We start from the raw sequence: 20,747 nt of genomic DNA on the forward strand, positions 1-20,747 counted from the left end.
TCCGGTCCGGCGACGGTCAGGCGTCGCGCTTCTTCAGCACCAGCGCGCCGCCGACCAGGGCGGCCAGCGTCCAGGCCAGGCAGATCGCGAAGCCGGCCCAGGGCCCGTACGGCTGGCCGTGCTGCTCGTACACCAGCAGCATCCGCGAGCCCGCGTAGTCCGGGAAGTAGTGGGCCACGTCCTTGACCTTCGGCACCGCCGAGAGGATCGGCGACAGCAGGAAGAAGAACGGCACCAGCACGCCGAGCGCCAGCGTCTGGTTGTGCAGCATCGCGGTGACGCCGGCCGAGAACAGGCAGAGCATGGTCAGGTAGAACGCCGCCCCGAACACCGCGCGCAGCACGTGCGGTTCGGAGAGGCTGGTGGAGTGCTCGCCGAGCAGCGCCTGGCCGACGAAGAACGTGATGAACGCGGTGACCAGGGAGACCGCGAAGGCCAGGCAGCCGAGCACCACCGCCTTGCCGGTGAGCAGGGTGCCGCGCTGCGGGACGGCGGCCAGGGTGACCCTGATCATCCCGCTGCTGTACTCGTTGCCGACCGCCAGCACGCCGAAGACGATGATGGCCAGTTCGCCGAGCATGATGCCGGAGAAGGCCGTCCCGGTGGCGTCGAACGGGGTGTCGGTGCTGCGGAACTCCTCGAAGTTCTTGTTGGTGAGCAGCGAGAGCAGGGCGCCGAGGCCGAGGGTGACCACGAAGGCCAGCGCGAGCGTCCAGACCGTCGAGCGGACGCTGCGGATCTTGGTCCACTCGGAGCGCAGGACCGCCGGGAAGGACGCCATCTCAGTTCTCCTCCGTGCCGCTGGACGCCGGCTGCCGTGCCGCGCCGCTCTGCCGTGCCGCGCCGCTCTGCCAGCCGGCGCCCCAGGTGCCGGGTGCGCCGGCCGCGTCGCGGCCCTCGCCGTCCCCGGCGTGGTACTCCACCGAGTCGGCCGTCATCTGCATGAACGCCTCTTCCAGGGAGGCCTGTTGGGGGCTCAGCTCGTGCAGCACCACCCCGTGCGTGGCGGCCAGTTCGCCGAGCTCGGCGAGGTCGCCGTCGACCACCTCGTACGAGCCGCCCGGGCCCGGTTCGTGGCGCAGGCCGGCGCCGGCCAGCACGTCCAGCAACCGTTCGGGCTGCGGGGTGCGCAGCCGGACGGCGGAGCGCGAGTTGCGCCGGATGAAGTCGGCCATCGGCATGTCGGCGAGCAGCCGGCCCTTGCCGATGACGACCAGGTGGTCGGCGGTGACGGCCATCTCGCTCATCAGGTGGGAGGAGACGAAGACGGTCCGGCCCTCGCCGGCGAGCCGCTTCATCAGGTTGCGGATCCAGAGGATGCCCTCCGGGTCCAGCCCGTTGACCGGCTCGTCGAACATCACGATCTCGGGGTCGCCGAGGAGGGCGGAGGCGATGCCGAGCCGCTGGCCCATGCCGAGCGAGAAGCCGCGGGCGCGCTTGCGGGCGACCGGGGTGAGGCCGACCAGGGCGAGCACCTCGTCCACCCGGGAGACCGGGATGCGGTTGCTCTGGGCGAGCCAGAGCAGGTGGTCGCGGGCGCTGCGGCCGGGGTGGACGGCCTTGGCCTCCAGCAGCGCGCCGATGTACTTGAGCGGCTCGCTGAGCTGCCCGTACCGCTTGCCGTCGATGGTGACCCGGCCGGCGGTGGGCCGGTCCAGGTCGAGGATCATGCGCATGGTGGTGGACTTGCCCGCGCCGTTGGGGCCGAGGAACCCGGTGACCACGCCCTGCGGCACCTGGAAGCTCAGCCGGTCCACGGCGAGGGTCTTGCCGTAACGTTTGGTCAGGTCGTGCAACTCGATCATTCGCGCTCCCTTACTCTCCGTCAGGCTATGACAAAGCGGACGGGGTGGCCCGCTGAGTGGGCCCGCCGGGCACACCGGAATACGGTGGGCCCATGACCCAGCTCCCCTCCGCAGTGTCGGTCCGCGAGAGCGGTACCGGAACACCCCTCGTGCTGCTGCACGCATTTCCGCTCAACGCCTCGATGTGGTCCGCCCAACTGGACGCCCTGCCCGGACCGACCGGCCACGACGCCCGGGTGCTCGCCCCCGACCAGCGCGGCTTCGGCGGCACCGAGCTGGGAGCCGGCGAGCCCTCGCTGGACGCGGTCGCCGACGACGTCGCCCTGCTGCTGGACGCGGCCGGGATCGACCGGGCGGTGATCGGCGGCATCTCGATGGGCGGCTACGTCGCGCTGGCCTTCGCCCGCCGCCACCCGCAGCGGCTGGCCGGCCTGCTGCTGGCCAACACCAAGGCCACCGCGGACACCGAGGCCGCCCGGGCCAACCGCGAGCGGATCGCCGCCGCGGTGCTGGCCCGCGACAGCGTCCAGCTGCTGCTGGACGAGAAGGTGGCGGCCGGCCAGCTCGGGCCGGAGTCCGGGCACCTGGTCGAGCGGGTGCAGGGGATGATCGCCGCGGCGCCGCCGGCCGCGGTCGCGTGGGCGCAAAGGGCGATGGCGGCCCGCCCGGACGCCCTGGACGTGCTGGCCGGGGTGCGGGTGCCGGCCGCCGTCGTGGCGGGCGCCGAGGACGGGCTGACGCCGCTCACCGAGGCCGAGCTGATGGTGCGGGCCCTGCCGGACGCCGAGCTGACCGTCGTCCCGCGCGTGGGCCACCTGAGCGCCCTGGAGGCGCCGGAGGCGTTCAACGCCGCCGTGCGCCGGCTGCTGGACCGGGTGGGCCGATGAGCGGGGAGCGGAGGGCGGAGCCGGGCAGCTGGGACTTCTCGGCGCTGGAGGTCACCGGCCGGATGCCCGTCACCAACCGCGGCGAGAGCCTGGTCGAGCTGACCCTGGAGCCGCTCGGCGAGGACTACTGGCTGCGCCCCGGCGAGACCTTCATCGTCACCTCGTACGGCGACTACGGCCCCGGGCACCCCTTCGAGGTGCAGTACTGGCCGGACTCGGTGTCGGTCTGGTGCACCTCGTGGTTCGGCACCGTCTCGGACGACGACGGCAACCAGCTGAGCTGCGGCCACCAGCGGCCGGACGGGGCCTACCCGCGCTGAGCCGCGGCCGCGGCGGAACGGGCCCCCACCCCGGAAGGGTGAGGGCCCGTCGGCTCGTGCGGGAGCGGCGTCAGCGCGACTGCTGGGCGGGCACGCCCATGGTGTCGTCGTTCGGCAGCGTGGCGGCGGCCACGGCCGCGCCGGTCAGCGTCGCCAGCATCTCGCGGACGTTGGTCAGCTGGGCGTTGATGCTGTCGCGGCGGTTGGTGAGCGCCGCCAGCTCGCGCTCGGATTCGCTGCGGATCCGGTCGGCCTTGGCGTTCGCGTCCGCCACGATGTCCTCGGACTGGCGCTGGGCCGTCTCGACGGTCTGGCGGGCCCGGCGCTCGGCGTCGGTGCGCAGCTTCTCGGCCTCCAGGCGGAGCTGCTCGGCCCGGTGCTCGATCTCGGCCAGGCGCTTCTCGGCCTTGGCCTGACGAGCCGCCAGGTCGCGCTCGGACTGCTCGCGGCGCTTGGCCAGGTTGGTCTCGAACTCCAGCGCGGCCTGGGCGGCCTTGGTGCGGGTCTCCTCGAAGAGGGCGTCCGCCTCCTCGCGCTTGTTCTGGGCGTCCTTGTTGGCCTCGGCGCGCAGCTGGGCGCTGTCGCTCTTGGCCTTGTCGACGATCCGCAGACCCTCGTCCTCCGCCTTGGCCTTGCGGTCCTTGGCGTAGTTCTCGGCCTCGGTGCGGACCTGCTGGGCGGCGGCCTCGGCGAGCTCGCGGTGCTGCTCGGCGGCGCGGTGCGCCTCGTCGCGCAGGTCCTTGGCCTCCTCCTCGGCCAGTCGCAGGATCTTCTCGACCCGGGCGCCGAGACCGGCGTACGAGGGCTCCGCCTCGGTGACCGCCGCCTGGGCGGTCTGGGTCTCCAGGTGGAGCTCCTCGATGCGCTTCTCCAGCGCACTGATCCGGGTCAAGGCACTGTCACGGTCGGCCACCAGCTTGGTGATCCGCTCGTCGACCTGGGCGCGCTCGTACCCACGGCGCACCAGGTCGAAGCCGTGAGGGGAGTGACTGTCGCTCATGGGGTTCTGGGCTTCCTGTCGTCAAACCGCTGAGGTGGTTGAGGGAATCCTGACACGGTACCGGAGTGTCTACGGCGAAACGCCGATGTCTCGCGGACAATGTCCGCTCAATCGGGTGGTGCGTTCTTGGAGCGATTGCCACCCGACCGGGGAGCGCCGACTCCGGCACCCGCCTTGGCGCCCCCGTCCTTCTTGGTGTTGCTTCCCCCGTTGGTCTGGGCGACCGGTGACGGTGCCTCGAACGCCTCCAGGGCGGACAGCACGTCCTGCACCCTGGAGATCTCGGTGTTGATGTCCTTGCGGCGGCGCACCAGCTCGTCCAGCTCGCGCCGGCCCTCGTCGGTGACCCGCTCGGCCTCGGCCCGCGCCTCGCTGAGCAGCCGGTCGGCCTCCGCCTTCGCCAGCTCGATCTGCTCGTCCGCGGCCTCGTCGGCGGCCCGCAGCCGCTTCTCCGCCTCGGCCGCCGCGGTCTCGACCTTCTCCTGCGCCTCCGCCTCGGCCGCCGCCAGCTTGGCCTCGGCCTTGACGATCAGGGCCTCGGCGCGGTCGGTCGAGTCGGCGAGCTTGGTCTCGGCCTCCTTCAGCAGGCCCTCGGCCTTGCGGACGGCGGAGATCCGGACCTTGCTGGCTTCGGCGGACGCCTCCGAGGTCAGCTCGTTGGCGCGGTCCTCGGCGGCCGCGACCAGCGCCGCCGCCCGCTCCTCGGCCTCGGCGACGGTGGCCACCGCCTGCTCCTCGGCCTCGGTCAGCTGCTCCTGGGCGGCCGTCACCAGCGCGTCGACGCGCTCGCCGGCCGACTTCATGGCCTGCGCGTTCTCCTTGCGGGCGCGCTCGTGCAGGGCCTCCACCTCGGCGTCGGTGCGCTCGCGCAGCTCCTCGGCGCGCTCGCGGATCCCGGTGGCGTCCCGGCGGGCCTCGGAGAGCAGCGCGTCGGCGTCGGCGCGGCCCTTCTCGACCTCGGCCTGGCCGGCCGCCTCGCCGGCGGCGACCAGCCGGTCGGCCTCCTTGCGGGCCGCGGCGACCATCGCGTCCGCCTGCTCCTCGGCGGCGGCGGTGGTGGCCAGCGCGGTGGTCTGGGCGTCCTCGCCGAGCGCCTCGGCGTCGGCGAACGCCTTCTCCAGCACGGACTTGGCCTGCTCGCGGGTGGCCTTGTCGAACTGCTCGGCGGCCTCGCGGATGTCGGCGTCGTACGCGTCGGCGCGGGCGTGGGTGGCCGCGTCGTACTCGTCCGCGAGGGTGCGGGTGGCCAGCGCGTACTCCTCGGCCTCGGCCCGCAGCGAGGCCGCGAACTCCTCGGCCTCGGCGATCGCGGCGGCGGCCCGCTCCTCGGCGGCGGCCACCGTCCGGGCGGCCTGCGCCTCGGCGTCGGCGCGCTGCTGCTCGGCGGCGTCCTGGGCGGACCGCAGCTCGGCCTCGGCGTCGGCGCGCAGCTGCTCGTCGTAGGCCCGCGCCTCGGCGCGCAGCCGGCTCAGCTCGGCCTCGGCGGCCTCGCGCTCGGCGGCGAGCTCCAGCTCGGTGTGCTCGCGCAGGGCGGTGGTCTCGGCGGTGGTCCGGGCCCGCAGCTCGGCGGTCTCCCGCTCGGCGGTGTCCCGCAGCTCGGCGGTCTCGCGGTCCGCGAGGGCCCGCTGCTCGGCGGTCTCCCGGTCGGCGGTCTCGTGCTGCTCGGCGACGGCACGGTCGGTCCGTTCGCGCAGCTCGGCGGTCTCCCGCTCGGCGGTGTCCCGCAGCTCGGCGGTCTCGCGGTCCGCGAGGGCCCGCAGCTCGGCGGCGTCCTGCTCGGCGGCCCGGCGGGTCTCCGCGGCCTCGGCCTCGGCGGTGGCCCGCAGCTCGGCGATCTGCTGCGAGGCGGCCTCGTGCATCCCGGCCACCGACTGGCGGACCTCGGCGGCCTCGTCCTCGGCGACGGACACCAGCCGGGCGCCCTCGGCCCCGGCGGCCGCGACCAGCTCCGCGCCGTCGGCGCGGGCCTGCTCCAGCGCGGCCTCGGCCTCGGCCCGGACGGCGTCGGCGGTGGCGCGGGCCTCGGACAGCTCCCGGCCGGCCTCGGCCCGGACCGTCTCGGCCTGCTCGGAGGCCAGTGCGAGGTCCGCCCGGGCCCGCTCGCGCAGCGCCTCGGCGGCCGCCTCGGCCTCGGTCCGCAGCCGCTCGGCGGTGGCGCGGGCGCCCTCCAGGGCCTCCTCGGCCTCGGCGTGCAGCCGGGCCGTCTCGACGGCGGTGCGCTCGGTCAGCTCCGCCGCGGCCTGCTCGGCCTCGGTGCGGACGCGGTCGGCGTACGCCTCGGCGGCCTCCCGGGCGGCGGCCGTCTCGACGGCGGTGCGTTCGGTCAGCTCGGCGGCGGTCCGCTCGGCCTCGGTGCGGACGCGGTCGGCGTACGCCTCGGCGGCCTCCCGGGCGGCGGCCGTCTCGACGGCGGTGCGCTCGGTCAGCTCCGCCGCGGCCGTCTCGGCCTGCTCGCGGGCGGCCCGGGCGGCGGCCAGCTGCTCGGCGGTCTCCTCGCGCTCGCGGCGCAGTCCGGCGGCGGCCTCCTCGCGCTCGCGCCGGCTCTCCTCACGCAGCGCGTCGGCGGCGGCCTCGGCCTCGGCCCGGGAACGGGCGGCCTCGGCGTCGGCCTCCGTACGCACCCGCTCGGCGTCCGCGACCGCGGCGTCCCGGACGGCGCCGGCCTCGGCCTGCGCGTCGGCCAGCAGCGCCTCCGCGGCGGCGGTCGCCTCGGTCCGCACCCGCTGGTCGAACTCGGCTGCCTCGCGGCGCAGTTCGGCGGTCTCCCGCTCGGCGGCGGCCCGGTTCTCGGCGGCCGCGGCCTTGGCGGCGGCGAGCGCGTCCTGGCCCTGCTGCTCGGCGGCGGCGACGGTCTTCTCGGCCTCGGCGCGGGCCCGGCCCAGCGTCTGCTCGGCGCGCCCCTGGGTCTCGGCGGCCTGCTCCTTGGCCTGCTCGCGCAGCCGCTCGATCTCGGCGGCCGCGCCCGCGCGCAGCTCGTCCGCGTCGGCCTTGGCCTTGGTGAGCAGCTCCTCGGCGTTCTTCGCCGACTCCTCGATCTGGACGACGGCCTGGCGGCGGGCCTCGCCGCGGACCCGGTCGGCCTCGGCGGCGGCCTGCGCGCGCAGCTCCTCCGCCTCGGCCCGCAGCCGGGCGGCCTCGTCCTGCATCTCCTGGATCCGCTCGCGGATGGCCGCGGCGTCGTCCAGGGCGGCGTTCTGGGCCTGCTCGACGGCGGCCCGGGCCTGCTCGCGCAGCCGCTCCGCCTCGGCGGCGGCCTCGGCGCGGATCCGCTCGGCCTCCGTGGCGGCGTCGGTCCGGGCCGTCTCGGCGTCCTGGTTGGCGCGGGCGAGCACCTCCTCGGCCGTCTTGGCGGCCTTGGCGAGGTGGACGGTGGCGTCCTTGGCGCCGGCCGCCCGGCCGGCCTCCTCGGCCTCGCTGCGCAGCTGCGCGGCAGCGGCCTCGGCCTGCGCCCGCAGCTCGGCGACGTCGCGCTCGGCCCGCGCCCGCATCTCGGCGATGGCGGCCTCGGCCTCGGCCCGCAGCTCCCCGGCCACCGACTCGGCGGTGGCCCGCAGCCGCTCGCTCTCCTCGGCGGCGGCGGCCTTGGCGGCCTCGGCCTCGGCCTGCTTGGTGGCGGCCTCGGCCTTGATCGCCTCGGCCTCCTTGGTGGCCTGGGCGACCATCCGGGCCACCTCGGCCCGGGCGGTCTGCGAGCGCTGCTCGCTGGCGGCCTCGCCGTCGGCGACCTTGCGCTCGGCCGCGGCCTCGGCGTCGGCCTGCAGCTGCTCGGCGGCCGCCTCGGCCTGGGCGCGCAGCTCGGCGGCCTCCCGGCGGGTGCGCTCGGCCTCGGCGATCGCCTCGGCGCGCAGCCGCTCTATCTCGGCCTGGGCGTGGGCGAGCGCCTCCTGGGCGCGCTGCTGCTCGGCGGCGGCGTGCTCCTTGAGCCGGCCGATCTCGGCCTGCGCGGCGGCGAGCTGCTGCTCGGCGGCGGCGTGGGCTGCGGCCAGCTGCTGCTGGGCCTCACCACGGGCTGCGGCGAGCTGCTGCTGGGCCTCGCCGCGGGCGGCGTCGACGTCGGCCGCGGCCTGGGCGCCGGCCTGCTGGGCCTGCTCGGAGGCGGCGCGGAGCAGCCGCTCGGCGTCGTTCTGGGCACGCTGGAGGGCGGCCTCGGCGGCGGCCTGGGCCTCACCGCGGGCGGCGTCCACGTCGGCGGCGGTCTGCGCGCGGGCCTGGTCGGCCAGCGCGGCGGCCTCGGCGCGGGCGGCGGCCATCATCCGGTCGGCCTCGGCGCGGGCCTCCTGGAGCAGGCGCTGGGCCTCCTGCTCGTGGCCGGCCCGGGTCTGCTCGGCCCAGCTGACGTTCTCCTTGACGTGCTGTTCGGCGCTGCGCCGCAGCTCGGTGAGCTCGTCCTCCAGCTGGCGGCGGCGGGCGGCCAGCTCGGCCTCCAGCCGGGCGGTGCGCTCGGCGGCCTCGGCCATGATCCGCTGGGTGGCGGCCTGCGAGTCGCGCAGCTGCCGTTCGGCGTCGGCGCGCAGCTGCTGGGCCTGCATCTCGGCGGTGCGGAGCATCTGCTCGGCCTGGCCCGAGACGGCGTCGAAGGCGCGCGGCTGGGCGAGCATGCGGCGGGACTCGTGCAGCTTGGCCCGGAGCACCTCCACCTGGTAGGCGAGGTCCTCGGCATGCTCGACGGCCTTGTCCCGCTCCTTTCGAGTCCGATCCATCTCGGCCTCGAACTGGGAGAGGTGATCGTCAACCTCGTAGCGGTCGTAGCCCCGCACTCCGCGGTCCCATCCATCTCCTGGTCGCGTCCTCGACCCGGCCGATCCAGGGCTCCCGCTGTCCGGGGCCCCGGTCCGACTGGTCCTTGCATCCGCAGCCGGTGGACGACCCCTGCTCAGCCGGGGGCGTCCGCCACGGTCGTCGAAGTCCTGGCCGGTGGGAGCGCGGTCGTTCCGCGTTCCCCCGTCCGGGTGGACTTCTGGGCGAACTCTTGCCTGTGGAGAATGGTGACAGATCCGAACTGCGACTGTTCAGCCGTGCCCGCGTAATGGACTCCCCTGCGACGGGCCGACCGCCTGAGGGCGGACGGGCCTGTCTTCGGCCGTGCTCGTCGTCCCCGTCCCCCGGAGTCTTCGCGCACCTGGGCATTGTAGTGGGAGCGCCCTGCGGGGGAATGGCCGCGTGGGGGATTTCCGGGCAGAGGGCCACATTACTGACGAGTCACCAGCGGGTGCCACCCGGGAGCGGCACCCGCCGGCGGCGCCGGAGGCCGTGCGGGCCCGGCGGCGTGCGGAGTCGATGGCGTACGCACTCAGGGCGTGCGGAGCCGGCGGGCGGGCTCAGTGCGCGTCGTGCTCGCCCGGCTCGGCGGAGGTGACCAGCTCGGTCAGCACGCCGCCGCAGTCCTTCGGGTGCAGGAAGGTGATCCGCGAGCCCATCGAGCCGATCCGCGGCTGCTCGTAGAGGACCCGGATGCCCTTGGCCCGGATGTCCTCGGAGTCGCCGTCCACGTCGGCGGTGCCGAACGCGATGTGGTGGACGCCCTCGCCGTTCTTCTCCAGCCACTTGGCGACGGTGGAGTCGGGCCGGGTGGGCTCCAGCAGCTGGAGGTACGAGGCGCCGCCGTCGCCGGTGTCGTTGATCTTGAGCATGGCCTCACGGACGCCCTGCTCCTCGTTGACCTCGCTGTGGAACACCTCGAAGCCGTAGGTGGCGCGGTAGAACTCGACCGTCTTGTCGAGGTCGCGGCAGGCGATGCCGATGTGGTCGATGCGGGTCAGCACGGTGGCCTCCGGGGTCGGGGCGGGCAACGGGACGGCAACAGTGCAGCGCATGCGGCCTGGGCGCGCCAGCGATGCCGGTTGCGAGCCTGCTCACACGGCAGGGCGCGCGGCCCGGTTCACCCGGATCGGGTTGACACGGTGTTGACTGGACAGTGCCAGTGCGCTCGATCACACCGTCGCTCCGGTGACGGGCGGGTAACAGGTCAGTACATTGAGCGCATCCTCACCTGGCCACGACGTGCGAAGGGGCTCGTCCCATGACCAACACCACCTCTGTGATCGTTGCCGGTGCGCGGACCCCGATGGGGCGCCTGCTCGGCTCGCTCAAGGGCTTCTCCGGCGCCGACCTCGGCGGCTTCGCGATCAAGGCCGCGGTCGAGCGGGCCGGCATCACGGGTGACCAGGTCCAGTACGTGATCATGGGCCAGGTGCTGCAGGCCGGCGCCGGCCAGATCCCGGCCCGCCAGGCCGCCGTCAAGGCCGGCATCCCGATGAACGTCCCGGCGCTCACCGTCAACAAGGTGTGCCTCTCCGGTCTGGACGCCATCGCGCTGGCCGACCAGCTGATCCGCGCCGGCGAGTTCGACATCGTGGTGGCCGGCGGCCAGGAGTCGATGACCAACGCCCCGCACCTGCTGCCGAAGTCCCGCGAGGGCTACAAGTACGGCGCGATCGAGCTGCTGGACGCGATGGCGCACGACGGCCTGACCGACGCCTACGAGAACATCCCGATGGGCGAGTCCACCGAGAAGCACAACGCCCGCCTGGGCATCCCGCGCGAGGTCCAGGACGAGATCGCCGCCGCCTCGCACCAGCGGGCCGCCAAGGCGCAGCAGAACGGCGTCTTCGAGGCCGAGATCGTCCCGGTCGAGATCCCGCAGCGCAAGGGCGAGCCGGTCGTCTTCAGCCAGGACGAGGGCATCCGCGCGGACACCACCGTCGAGGGCCTGGCCAAGCTGCGCCCGGCGTTCACCAAGGACGGCACGATCACCGCCGGCACCTCCTCGCAGATCTCCGACGGCGCCGCCGCGGTGGTCGTGATGAGCAAGGCCAAGGCCGAGGAGCTGGGCCTGAGCTGGATCGCCGAGATCGGCGCGCACGGCAACGTCGCGGGCCCGGACAACTCGCTGCAGTCGCAGCCGTCCAACGCGATCAAGCACGCGCTGGCCAAGGAGGGCCTGGAGGTCGGTGACCTCGACCTGATCGAGATCAACGAGGCCTTCGCGGCCGTCGCCCACCAGTCGATGAAGGACCTGGGCGTCTCCTCGGAGATCGTCAACGTCAACGGCGGCGCGATCGCGCTCGGCCACCCGATCGGCATGTCCGGCGCCCGCGTGGTGCTGCACCTGGCGCTGGAGCTCCAGCGGCGCGGCGGCGGCGTCGGCGCGGCCGCGCTGTGCGGCGGCGGCGGCCAGGGTGACGCCCTGATCGTCAGGGTTCCGAAGGCCTGATCGTCTGACATACCTTCGGGGCTGCGGACCGCCACAAGCGGGCCGCGGCCCCGATTCGTAAGGAGAGATCCCCGATGATCGATGTGCCGACGCTGGTCGAGCAGGCGCGGCAGGGCCGTCCGCGGGCCGTCGCGCGGCTGATCTCGCTGGTCGAGAACGCCGCCCCGCAGCTGCGCGAGGCGATGGCCGCGCTCGCGCCGTACACCGGCCGGGCCTACACCGTCGGGCTGACCGGGTCGCCGGGTGTCGGCAAGTCGACCTCGACGTCCGCGCTGGTCTCCGCCTACCGGCGGCTGGGCAAGCGGGTCGGGGTGCTGGCCGTCGACCCGTCCTCGCCGTTCTCCGGCGGCGCGCTGCTCGGCGACCGGGTCCGGATGCAGGACCACGCCACCGACCCGGAGGTGTTCATCCGCTCGATGGCCACCCGCGGTCACCTCGGCGGCCTGTCCTGGGCCGCCCCGCAGGCGCTGCGGGTGCTGGACGGGGCCGGCTGCGACGTGATCCTGGTCGAGACCGTCGGCGTCGGCCAGTCCGAGGTGGAGATCGCCGCCCAGGCGGACACCACGGTGGTGCTGCTGGCCCCCGGCATGGGCGACGGCATCCAGGCGGCCAAGGCCGGGATCCTGGAGATCGGCGACGTGTTCGTGGTCAACAAGGCCGACCGGGACGGCGCGGACGCCACCGCGCGGGAGCTGAACCACATGCTCGGCCTCGGCGAGGCCCGCGAGGCGGGGGACTGGCGTCCGCCGATCGTGAAGACCGTCGCGGCCCGCGGCGAGGGCGTGGACGAGGTGGTCGAGGCGCTGGAGAAGCACCGCGCCTGGCTGGAGGAGCACGGCGAGCTGGCCGCGCGCCGCCGCCGCCGGGCCGCCGACGAGGTGGAGGCGATCGCGCTGGCCGCGCTGCGGTCCCGGATCGGCGACCTGCACGGCGACCGCCACCTGACCACGCTGGCCGAGCGGGTGGTGGCCGGCGAGCTGGACCCGTACGGCGCCGCCGACGAGCTGGTCGCCGGGCTCACCCGGGGCTGACCGGACGCCAGGAGGGCCGGTTCCCCGCCGCGTGCGGGGAACCGGCCCTCGGTGTGTCCGCGGCCGGCCACGGCGAGCGGAAGGCCCGCGCCGCGCCGAAGGGCCGCGCCGGTGCCGAAAGGGAGAAGCGAGGAGGCCAGCGCGCGAGTTACCGCTACGCGCGGCCGCGCAGGCCGCGCAGGTGCTCGGCGATCGGGGCGAGCGCCTCGTACATCGCGTCCAGCTGCTCGGGGGTGAAGCGGTCGATGAAGTGCGCCCGGACGCTGCGGACGTGGTCCGGCGCCACCTTCTGCATGGTCGCCCAGCCGTGCTCGGTGAGGTGGGCGTAGAGCCCGCGCCGGTCACCGGGGCACTCCTGGCGCAGCACCAGCCCGGCCGTCTCCATCCGGGTGATCTGGTGCGAGAGCCGGCTCTTGGACTGGAGGGTGGCGGTGGCCAGGTCGGTCATCCGCATCCGCCGCTCGGGGGCCTCGGAGAGGACGACCAGGATCTCGTAGTCGTTGATGGCCAGGTTGTGCGGCTGGAGCTCGCGGCTGAGCTGGTAGTCCAGCAGCTTGGCGACCTCCAGATGGGCGCGCCACATCCGCTGCTCGCGGGCGGTCAGCCAGGGAGTCTCCTCCTCGGGCTCCGAGGGGGAGACGTCCGCGGCGTCGGTCGTGTGCGTATCCATGCGGACAGCATACCGCACTTAGTTAAATCTTGTACAAATTTACAGGCCGAAACGTCGCCCGAGGTCGCCCAGGTTACCGAGGCCCGGCACGTTGACGTTCGGCAACTGGCTCCCGTGGCCGGAAGCGTGCTGCGAGGGCACCCCGCCCATCGGGACGCCCGCCTCGGCGTGCACCTGGCCGACCGCGCGCTCGGCCATCAGCACCTCGGTCGACTGCAGCAGCACCTGGCCGGCGCCGATGAACTCGAACTGGTGCTCCTCGCCGGACGCCCCGCCCAGCCCGGTCAGCCGGCGGATGCCGCCGATCACCCCGTGCATGTAGTCGTGGTCGTAGTGGTGGCACGGCGCCGGGCAGTCGGCCCAGCCGACCAGCGCCTGCGGGTCGACCCGGATCGGCGGCTCGACGAAGTGCACCGGGCCGTTGGAGGCGGCGACGAACTTGCCGGTGCCGATCAGGGTCAGGAAGCCCGGGATGATCGACTGCTTGAGCCGCAGCGTCGGCTCGTAGGCCAGCAGGTTGCCCGAACGGACGGTCAGGTTCCCCTCCTCCAGGTCGTAGGAGTTGAGGTCGAAGGCGCGGTCGGCGAGCAGCAGCTTGCCGCGGCCCTCGGCGACCACCCAGTCCGCCGCGTGCATCGGCGAGTTGAAGTGCATGCCGAGCATCCGGTCGATCGCGCCGGCGCCGACGCCCTTGAAGGAGATGTCGCCGTAGTAGGCGATCATCTTGCCCTTCTGCAGGAAGTACGACCCGTTCAGGTCCACCGAGAAGGCGTACGGGTTGACGTTGTCGTTGACCGGCAGGCTGTGCGCGTCGTGCACCACCGGGCCGGCGGCGCCGTCGTGCGCCTTGGGCAGCGGGGCCTGGGCGCCGCCGAACTGCTCCTGGGCGTACTGCTGCGGCGGCTGCGCGGGGTAGCCCTGCGGCGACGGGGGCGGCGGGTAGCCCTGCCCGGGCGGCGGGCCGTAGCCGGGCGGCGGCGGCACCGGGAAGCCGGGCTGCGTCGGCTGGTTGTACGGCGACTGGCCGTACGGCTGCTGCTGGCCGTACGGGTCGTTCGGCTGCCCGTAGCCGGGCTGCGGCGGGTAGGACATCAGAGCTTCTCCTCGCTCGCCTGCACGAACACCGTGCCGTTCCCGGACAGCTCCAGCTGGAACGCCTCGCCGGAGCCGCGTCCGATCATGTCGCGCCAGCCCAGCGCGGTGGACAGCTTGTTCTGGACCTGGCCGCGGTGCGCGACGTAGGCCTGGGGGTCGACGTGCACCGGCTGGTGCGGGGTGATCGGCAGCTCGAAGACGCCGCCGTGGGCCATCACCGCGACCGAGCCGTGGCCGTCCAGCTTGGTGGTGAACAGGCCCTGGCCGGTCACCTGGCCGCGGACCATGCCCATCACGCCGCCCTGCGAGCCCATGAACATGGTGGACTGCTGCAGCGAGCCCTCGAAGGCCAGCAGCCGGTCCGCCTCGACGTACAGGGTGTCGCCGGCCAGGTCGATGACGTGCACGTGGTGCCCGCCGTGGCCGAACATCACGGTGCCCTGGCCCTCGACCGTCATCAGCGGGGTGTCCTCGTTGGCCACCCGGCGGCCGATCATCGACATCAGCCCGCCCTGCCCGCCGGTGAGGTTCGGCGTGAACCGGACCTCACCGGTGTACGCGAGCATCGCGCCGCGCTGGCTGAACAGCCGCTGCCCGGGGACCACCCGGGCCTCGATCATCTTGTTGTTGATCCTGGTGAACGGCATCAGACGTCGCCCCCGATGGTCAGCTTCTCGGACGGCTGCACGTACACCAGGCCCTCGCCGGTGAACTCGACCTGGACGGCCTCGCCGCCGCCCTCGCCGATGAACGTCGTCCAGCCGGCCCCGGACTTCAGGCTGCGGTTCAGGTTGCCGGTGTGCGCCACGTACGCCCCCGGGTCCACCCTCAGCGGCATGCCCTGGGAGACCCGCAGGATGATCGCCGGCCCCTTGGAGGTGACGGCGGCCCAGCCGTGGCCCTCGACCTTGGTGGTGAACAGGCCGTTGCCGGAGGAGATGCCGTTGAGGCCGGTGAACGAGGTGCCGGTCTTCAGCGTGCCCTCGGTGCAGAGCAGGTTCTCCGACTCGACGTACAGCGTCTCGCCGTTCAACCGGACGAGGTTGATCTCGGTGGCCTTGTCGGCGAAGTAGCAGGTGCCCTGCCCCTTGACCTCCATGACCGTCATCTGTTCACCGGTCAGCCGGCGGGTGACCATGCCGCGCAGGCCGTCACCGCCGCCGGTGAGCTTCTTGAAGCTCATCTGGCCGGTGTACGCGACCATCGAGCCGTTTCTGGCTTTGACGCCGTCGCCCGTCATGTCGACGGCGAGCGTCTTGGACCCCTGGAGTCGAAACTGTGCCACGGCCGAAATGTAGCCGGATCCGGCCGTGACCGGGGAGAGGGCGTCGCCGTTCTGGTACGGGTCTGCGACAAATGCCCGGGTCAGGCCACGGCGTGGGCGCCGTGCGGCACGGTCCCGGCGGCCTGCTCCACCTCCAGCAGCGAGGCCGAGTGGCGCTCGGCCTCGAAGGCCACCACCCCGCCGCGCAGCCCGAACAGGCGCTTGGAGAGCAGGATCCAGAGCACCGCGACGATGTTCAGCGCCAGCGTGCAGATCTTCAGCGCGCTGACGTGCTCGGTCAGCTCGTACACCTCCAGCGGGAGGAAGGCCGCGGTGGCCACCACCGTGAGGTACTCGGCCCAGCGCCGGCCCAGCCAGAGCCCGTACGCCTCGACGATCTCGATCAGGGCGTAGACCAGCAGGGCGCCCGCGACGATCAGCAGGGTCTTGTGCTCGTAGTCGAAGGTCTTGCGGATGGTGTCGACGATCGGGGAGTGTTCGAGGTCCCAGTGGAAGTGGTCGGTGACCGGCTTGAAGACCGTCAGGTTCTCGTCGAAGACCCGGCGCACCGCGTCCTGGCTGTTGGAGAACTTCCACACGCCCCAGGCCACCACGACTATCAGCAGGCCGCGCAGCAGCCGCTCGACGGCCAGGAAGCGCAGGATGAAGAGGTCCCGCAGGGCCTTGCCGCGCGGCACCAGCGGCGCTTCGTCGGCCGGCCCGGAACCGTGCGGGGCGCCGAGCGTGAAGTCGCCGCAGCGCAGGCAGCGCCAGGCGTCGCCGAGCGCGGTGGCGGCGTGCAGGCGGCGGTTCAGCTCGGGCTCGGTCGGCGCGTAGGTGAGGTGGCCGCGCCGGGCGCAGGTCCTCCGGTCCCAGTCCAGCTTGAACATCGGTCGTACCCCCGTGTGTGATGCGGACGGCGCCCGGGTCGCCGGGCGCGCGGCAGCAGGATAGGGGTGGCGGCGGGCATCGCGGTGCGACCGGGGGCGATCTGCTGCACGGCTGTGACATCCGCGGACGCGGTCCGGCGGGACCGGGTGCCGCGCGACCGGGTGCCGCGGGGCGGGGTGCCGCGGGACGGGGCGCTGTGAGATCGGGCACGGCCGGGCACCCCGGCAGTGGGTCCGGACGTGTGCTCGGTGATAATGGCGGGATGCTTGTGAGCCGGTTCACAAGCGATCTCCGACCCCCGCATCGAGGTGCCCATCGTGAACAGCAGTGCCGTCCACCGCCTGCGCCTGGTCTCCGGCCCCGAGGGCCTGTCCTTCCTGCTGCTCCTGGTCTGCTCGGTGCTCAAGCGGACCACCAGCTTCGACGCCGTGCCGGTGATGGGCATGGTCCACGGGATCCTGTTCATCCTCTACGTGGTGTTCTGGATCATGGCCTGGCAGGCGCAGAAGTGGGACGCCAAGCGCGGCGCCCTGCTGTTCGTCCTCTCGGTGCTGCCCACCGGCGGCTTCTTCGCCGAGCGGATGCTCAAGAAGGAGGAGCGCGGCGGGGCCGCCCCCGTGCGCGAGCCCGCCGCCGCCTGAACCTCCCCGGTCGGGGCCTTCCGCCGGCCGGACCTCCCGGCGGCAGCCCGACGGGCTGCCGGGGCCGGGCCCCGGCAGCCTCGCCCGTTCCGCGGGGCGCCTGGTCGACGTTGACCGCTAGTTGACGTTGACCGCGCTCCAGGCCGCGGCCACGGTCTTGTACTCGGTGCTGCCCGTGCCGCCGTACAGGTCGGAAGCCGCCTTCAGGGTCGCGGTGCGGGCGGCCTTGTAGTTGGTGGTGGAGGTCATGTAGACGGTCAGCGCGCGGTACCAGATCGCGGCCGCCTTGTTCCGCCCGATGCCCGTGACCGTGGAGCCGTTGGAGGTCGGGCTGTTGTAGCTGACGCCGTTGATGGTCTTGGCGCCGCTGCCCTCGGCCAGCAGGTAGAAGAAGTGGTTGGCCACGCCGGACGAGTAGTGGACGTCGACGTTGCCGACCCCGGAGTACCAGGAGTCCTTGGACTTGCCGTCCTTGGAGGGCTGGTCCATGTAGCGCAGCGGCTTGCCGTTGCCGAAGATGTTGATCTTCTCGCCGATCAGGTAGTCCGGCACGTCCCCGGGCAGGTTGGCGTACCACTCGACCATGGTGCCGAAGATGTCCGAGGTGGCCTCGTTGAGGCCGCCGGACTCGCCCGAGTAGACCAGCCCGGCGGTGGCCGAGGTGACGCCGTGGGTCATCTCGTGGCCGGCCACGTCGATCGCGGTCAGCGGGTTGCTGTTGTTGGTGCCGTCGCCGTACGTCATGCAGAAGCAGGAGTCGTTCCAGAACGCGTTGACGTAGGCGTTGCCGTAGTGCACCCGGCTGCTCGCGCCGACGCCGTTGTTCTTGATGCCGTTGCGGCCGAAGGTGTTCTTGTAGAAGTCCCAGGTCGCGCCGGCGCCGAACTGGGCGTCCACGGCGGCGGACTGGGTGTTGGAGGCGAGGCCGTTGCCCCAGACGTTGTCCGCGTCGGTGTACAGCGCGTTCCCGCTCGCGGCGTTGCCCGTCCACTGGTTGCCGCGGGAGGCGTCCTTGAGCTGGTAGGTCGAGCCGCTCTGGGTGGTGGTCAGGGTGACCGAGCCGACGTGGACGCCCTTTCCGCTGCCGGTCGCGGTCTGGAACTCCTCGTGGGTGGAGAGCACCGCGCCGGTGGCCGCGTCGGTGACCAGCTGCTGGCTGCTCGGGGTGCCGTCGGCCCGCTCGCCCTTCACCACCGTCCGGTACGCCAGCCGCGGGCTGCCGTCCGCGGCCCAGACCACCAGCTGCGGCGCGCCCGCGGCGTCGACCCGGCTGATCGCCGCCTCGTCCTCGTCGGGTGCGATGCCGACGGTGGCCCGGACCGCGCCGAGCGCCTGGCCGGCCGCCGCGTCGGCGGAGAGCGCCGGGGCGAGGCTCGGCAGCGACAGCTGCCCGGTGAAGGCCCGGTCCACCGAGGTGATCGTGCCGTTGGCCTTCTGGTGCACCACCAGGTCGCCGCCGAGCACCGGCAGGCCGCCCAGGGTCCGCTCGTAGCGCAGGTGGCGGTCGCCGTTGGCGTCCAGCACCGCGTCCTTGGCGACCAGCCGCTCCTGGCCGCCGAGCGCGAGCGCCTGCGCCACCGGCGCGGCCTGCCCGCCGGCCAGGGCGATCAGGGCGTCGCGCTGCTGGGCGACGGAGGGGGCGGCGGCCTGGGCGGGCGCGGCGGCGACCTGGATCGCGCCGGCCAGCAGGGCGGTGGCGGAGAGTACGGCTCCGGCTGTCAGCTTTCGCTTCACGTACGGGGTTCCTTCCACGAAACCGCGTGTGCGCGGTCGCGCCGCATACCGGGGCGCCGGGGGTGGCGCCGTGGGGCGGTAGGGCGCTGACGTGCTGCTCCCGTGCGGTCCTTGACGGCCGGTCGGTGGGTGGGGGTGACGGCCGTCGAACGGGGCTTGGACAGAAGCATGACAACCGGCCGGGGTGGAAGGACAGGGCGCCGACGGGGATTGGCCAGGTCTCGCCAGACGCCGGTGCGGGTGGGTCGGGTGCGACGGATGCCCGTTCCGGGCGGTTCGCCCCGCTGGCGGGATCCCGCCAGCGGACGGCCTTGCCGGGTCCGGCCCCCCTTGCTACGCGCGCGGCACCCGGGCCGCCCCCGGACGCGCCGACGCCCGGGGCCTCCCCTCCCAGTGAGGGCCCCGGGCGCCGTTCGCGCGGACGTCAGTTGACGTTGACGCCGCTCCACGCGGCCGCCACCGCGTTGTACTCGGCGCTGCCCGCGCCGTACAGGTCGGCCGCCGCGCTCAGCGTGCCGGTGCGGGCGCCCTTGTAGTTGGTGGTGGAGGTCCAGTAGACGGTCAGGGCGCGGTACCAGATGGCCGCGGCCTTGTCCCGGCCGATGCCCGTGACGGTCGAGCCGTTGGAGGTCGGGCTGTTGTAGCTGACGCCGTTGATGGTCTTGGCGCCGCTGCCCTCGGCCAGCAGGTAGAAGAAGTGGTTGCCGACGCCCGACGAGTAGTGGACGTCCAGGCTGCCCACGCCGGAGGACCAGTAGTCGGCGGAGCCGCCGTCCTTGGAGGGCTTGTCCATGTAGCGCAGCGGCGTGCCGTCGCCGTTGAGGTCGATCTCCTCGCCGATCAGGTAGTCCGGCGTGTCGGTGGCGAGGTTGGCGGAGAACTCGACCATGGTGCCGAAGATGTCCGAGGTGGCCTCGTTGAGGCCGCCGGACTCGCCCGAGTAGTTGAGGCCCGCGGTGGCGGAGGTGACGCCGTGGGTCATCTCGTGGCCGGCCACGTCGATCTCGGTCAGCGGGTGGGTGTTGCTCGCGCCGTCACCGTACGACATGCAGAAGCACTGGTCGGACCAGAAGGCGTTGACGTAGTTCTTGCCGTAGTGGACCCGGCTGGTGGCGCCGACGCCGTTGTTCTTGATGCCGTTGCGGCCGAAGGAGTTCTTGTAGTAGTCCCAGGTGGCCGCCGCGCCGAACTGCGCGTCCACGGCGGCGGACTGGCCGCTGGAGACGCTGCCGTTGCCCCAGACGTTGTCGGTGTCGGTGTAGAGGGTGCCCGAGCCGGAGGTCCGGTTCTTGAAGTCGACGGTGGACTGGCCGCCGCGGGTGGCGTCCTTCAGCGAGTAGCCGCCGCTGACCGCGGTGGTGGTCAGCGGGACGGTGCCGACGAAGACGCCGGTGCCGCTGCCGGAGGCGGTCTGCACCTGCTCGTGGGTGGAGAGGACCGCGCCGGTGGCGGCGTCGGTGACCAGCAGCTGGCTGGACGGGGTGCCGTCGGCGCGCACGCCCTCGACGGTCGTGCGGTAGGCCAGGCGCGGGTTGCCGTCCGCGGCCCAGACCACGAGCTGGGCGGCGCCGGTCTGGTGGACCGCCTGGAGCGGCGACTCGTCCCGGTCGGCGGCGATGCCGACGGTGGCCTGCACGGCGCCGGAGGCCTGCGCGGCCGCCTGGTCGGCGGGGATCTTCGGAGTGAGGCTCGACACCTCGATCTTGGCGGTGACGGCCTTGTCGACGGTCTTCACCGCACCGTCGGCGGCCTGGTGCACCACCAGGTCGCCGCCGAGGACGGGCAGGCCCGCGAAGGTGCGCTCGAAGCGGAGGTGACGGGTGCCGTCGGCGTCCACCACGGCGTCCTTGGCGACCAGCTTCTCCTGGCCGCCCAGCGCGAGCGCCTTGGCCAGCGGGTCGGCCTGACCCTTCGCCACGGCGAGGACGGCCTCCTGCTGCTGCGCGGCCTGCGCCTGGGCCGAGGGGGTCGGGGCGGCCTGGGCGGCGGTGCTCACCTGGATGACGCCGGTGAGGAGGGCGGTGGCGGAGAGTACGGCGCCGGCTGCGAGCTTTCGCTTCACGTACAGGTCCTTCCGGGAAACCGCGTGTGCGCGGGCGCGCCTCGTCCCGGGGTGCCGGGGTTGGCACCTGAGGGGCGGAACGGGCGCTGGCGGGCAGCTCCGTGCGGTCGAGCGGCGGGCCACCGGTGAGTGGG

At 73.5% G+C, this 20,747-nt stretch carries 17 protein-coding genes; 5 read left to right on the plus strand and 12 right to left on the minus strand.

Translation table 11 applies throughout. The features are described 5' to 3' along the window. Nucleotides 1-16: 16 nt before the first annotated feature. Together ACFVHB_RS05260 and ACFVHB_RS05265 are read right to left on the minus strand one after the other, a co-directional pair. Complete coding sequence (locus tag ACFVHB_RS05260) at nucleotides 17-781, minus strand: ABC transporter permease subunit (RefSeq protein WP_380315352.1); 765 nt, start codon at nucleotides 779-781, stop codon at nucleotides 17-19. 1 nt (nucleotide 782) lies between these two features. Next, nucleotides 783-1,805, minus strand: coding sequence for an ABC transporter ATP-binding protein (locus ACFVHB_RS05265; RefSeq protein WP_380315355.1), 1,023 nt, complete (start codon nucleotides 1,803-1,805; stop codon nucleotides 783-785). 92 nt (nucleotides 1,806-1,897) lie between these two features. Between ACFVHB_RS05265 and ACFVHB_RS05270 the strand changes: the two genes are divergently transcribed. Both ACFVHB_RS05270 and ACFVHB_RS05275 read left to right on the plus strand, forming a co-directional pair. Beyond that, nucleotides 1,898-2,692, plus strand: a complete 795-nt coding sequence (locus ACFVHB_RS05270) for an alpha/beta fold hydrolase (protein ID WP_380315358.1) — start codon at nucleotides 1,898-1,900, stop codon at nucleotides 2,690-2,692. Continuing rightward, nucleotides 2,689-3,012 carry a hypothetical protein gene (locus tag ACFVHB_RS05275; protein WP_380315361.1) on the plus strand — a complete coding sequence of 108 codons (324 nt, stop codon included), beginning with the start codon at nucleotides 2,689-2,691 and terminating at the stop codon, nucleotides 3,010-3,012. Before ACFVHB_RS05270 ends, ACFVHB_RS05275 begins: the two co-directional genes overlap by 4 nt. Before the next feature lie 70 nt (nucleotides 3,013-3,082). Here the strand turns inward: ACFVHB_RS05275 and ACFVHB_RS05280 are convergent, their stop codons facing one another. The 3 genes from ACFVHB_RS05280 to mce all read right to left on the minus strand — a co-directional run bounded on the left by ACFVHB_RS05280 (nucleotide 3,083) and on the right by mce (nucleotide 9,774). After that, entirely contained in the window at nucleotides 3,083-4,012 is a 930-nt protein-coding gene (locus ACFVHB_RS05280; protein WP_380315364.1) for a cellulose-binding protein, read from the minus strand. 107 nt (nucleotides 4,013-4,119) lie between these two features. Continuing rightward, nucleotides 4,120-8,769 (minus strand): hypothetical protein, encoded by a 4,650-nt coding sequence (locus tag ACFVHB_RS05285; RefSeq protein ID WP_380315367.1) that lies wholly within the window; start codon nucleotides 8,767-8,769, stop codon nucleotides 4,120-4,122. Between the two features lie 561 nt (nucleotides 8,770-9,330). Further along, complete coding sequence (gene mce, locus ACFVHB_RS05290) at nucleotides 9,331-9,774, minus strand: methylmalonyl-CoA epimerase (RefSeq protein ID WP_380315576.1); 444 nt, start codon at nucleotides 9,772-9,774, stop codon at nucleotides 9,331-9,333. Nucleotides 9,775-10,031: 257 nt separating this feature from the next. On the opposite strand from mce, the gene ACFVHB_RS05295 reads away from it, so the two are divergent. Together ACFVHB_RS05295 and meaB are read left to right on the plus strand one after the other, a co-directional pair. After that, the gene (locus ACFVHB_RS05295; RefSeq protein WP_380315370.1) at nucleotides 10,032-11,225 is read left to right on the plus strand and encodes an acetyl-CoA C-acetyltransferase; all 1,194 of its coding nucleotides are present in this window, start codon (nucleotides 10,032-10,034) and stop codon (nucleotides 11,223-11,225) included. A 74-nt stretch (nucleotides 11,226-11,299) separates the two neighbouring features. Continuing rightward, nucleotides 11,300-12,256: a methylmalonyl Co-A mutase-associated GTPase MeaB gene (gene meaB / locus ACFVHB_RS05300; RefSeq protein ID WP_380315372.1), complete on the plus strand. Its 957-nt coding sequence runs from the start codon at nucleotides 11,300-11,302 to the stop codon at nucleotides 12,254-12,256. A 154-nt stretch (nucleotides 12,257-12,410) separates the two neighbouring features. On the opposite strand, the gene ACFVHB_RS05305 is transcribed toward meaB, so the two are convergent. The 5 genes from ACFVHB_RS05305 to ACFVHB_RS05325 form a co-directional block, all read right to left on the minus strand. Then, nucleotides 12,411-12,926 (minus strand): MarR family winged helix-turn-helix transcriptional regulator, encoded by a 516-nt coding sequence (locus ACFVHB_RS05305; protein ID WP_380315375.1) that lies wholly within the window; start codon nucleotides 12,924-12,926, stop codon nucleotides 12,411-12,413. Nucleotides 12,927-12,965: 39 nt separating this feature from the next. After that, on the minus strand, nucleotides 12,966-13,781 hold the full coding sequence (locus tag ACFVHB_RS05310; protein WP_380315579.1) for an AIM24 family protein: 816 nt from the start codon (nucleotides 13,779-13,781) through the stop codon (nucleotides 12,966-12,968). A 236-nt stretch (nucleotides 13,782-14,017) separates the two neighbouring features. Beyond that, entirely contained in the window at nucleotides 14,018-14,668 is a 651-nt protein-coding gene (locus ACFVHB_RS05315) for an AIM24 family protein (protein WP_360188606.1), read from the minus strand. Next, nucleotides 14,668-15,306 (minus strand): AIM24 family protein, encoded by a 639-nt coding sequence (locus ACFVHB_RS05320; protein WP_380315378.1) that lies wholly within the window; start codon nucleotides 15,304-15,306, stop codon nucleotides 14,668-14,670. The genes ACFVHB_RS05315 and ACFVHB_RS05320 overlap by 1 nt, the downstream gene beginning before the upstream one ends. An 80-nt stretch (nucleotides 15,307-15,386) precedes the next feature. Continuing rightward, a complete protein-coding gene (locus ACFVHB_RS05325) occupies nucleotides 15,387-16,175 on the minus strand; it encodes a DUF2127 domain-containing protein (protein WP_380315381.1) in 789 nt (262 codons plus the stop codon). 309 nt (nucleotides 16,176-16,484) lie between these two features. On the opposite strand from ACFVHB_RS05325, the gene ACFVHB_RS05330 reads away from it, so the two are divergent. Further along, entirely contained in the window at nucleotides 16,485-16,817 is a 333-nt protein-coding gene (locus tag ACFVHB_RS05330) for a DUF3817 domain-containing protein (RefSeq protein WP_380315383.1), read from the plus strand. Between the two features lie 117 nt (nucleotides 16,818-16,934). On the opposite strand, the gene ACFVHB_RS05335 is transcribed toward ACFVHB_RS05330, so the two are convergent. Further along, on the minus strand, nucleotides 16,935-18,551 hold the full coding sequence (locus tag ACFVHB_RS05335) for a M4 family metallopeptidase (RefSeq protein WP_380315386.1): 1,617 nt from the start codon (nucleotides 18,549-18,551) through the stop codon (nucleotides 16,935-16,937). 424 nt (nucleotides 18,552-18,975) lie between these two features. After that, the gene (locus ACFVHB_RS05340) at nucleotides 18,976-20,613 is read right to left on the minus strand and encodes a M4 family metallopeptidase (protein ID WP_380315389.1); all 1,638 of its coding nucleotides are present in this window, start codon (nucleotides 20,611-20,613) and stop codon (nucleotides 18,976-18,978) included. Nucleotides 20,614-20,747: the final 134 nt, after the last annotated feature.

The organism is Kitasatospora sp. NPDC127111 (genome assembly GCF_042677465.1).
Classification (GTDB): Bacteria; Actinomycetota; Actinomycetes; order Streptomycetales; family Streptomycetaceae; genus Kitasatospora.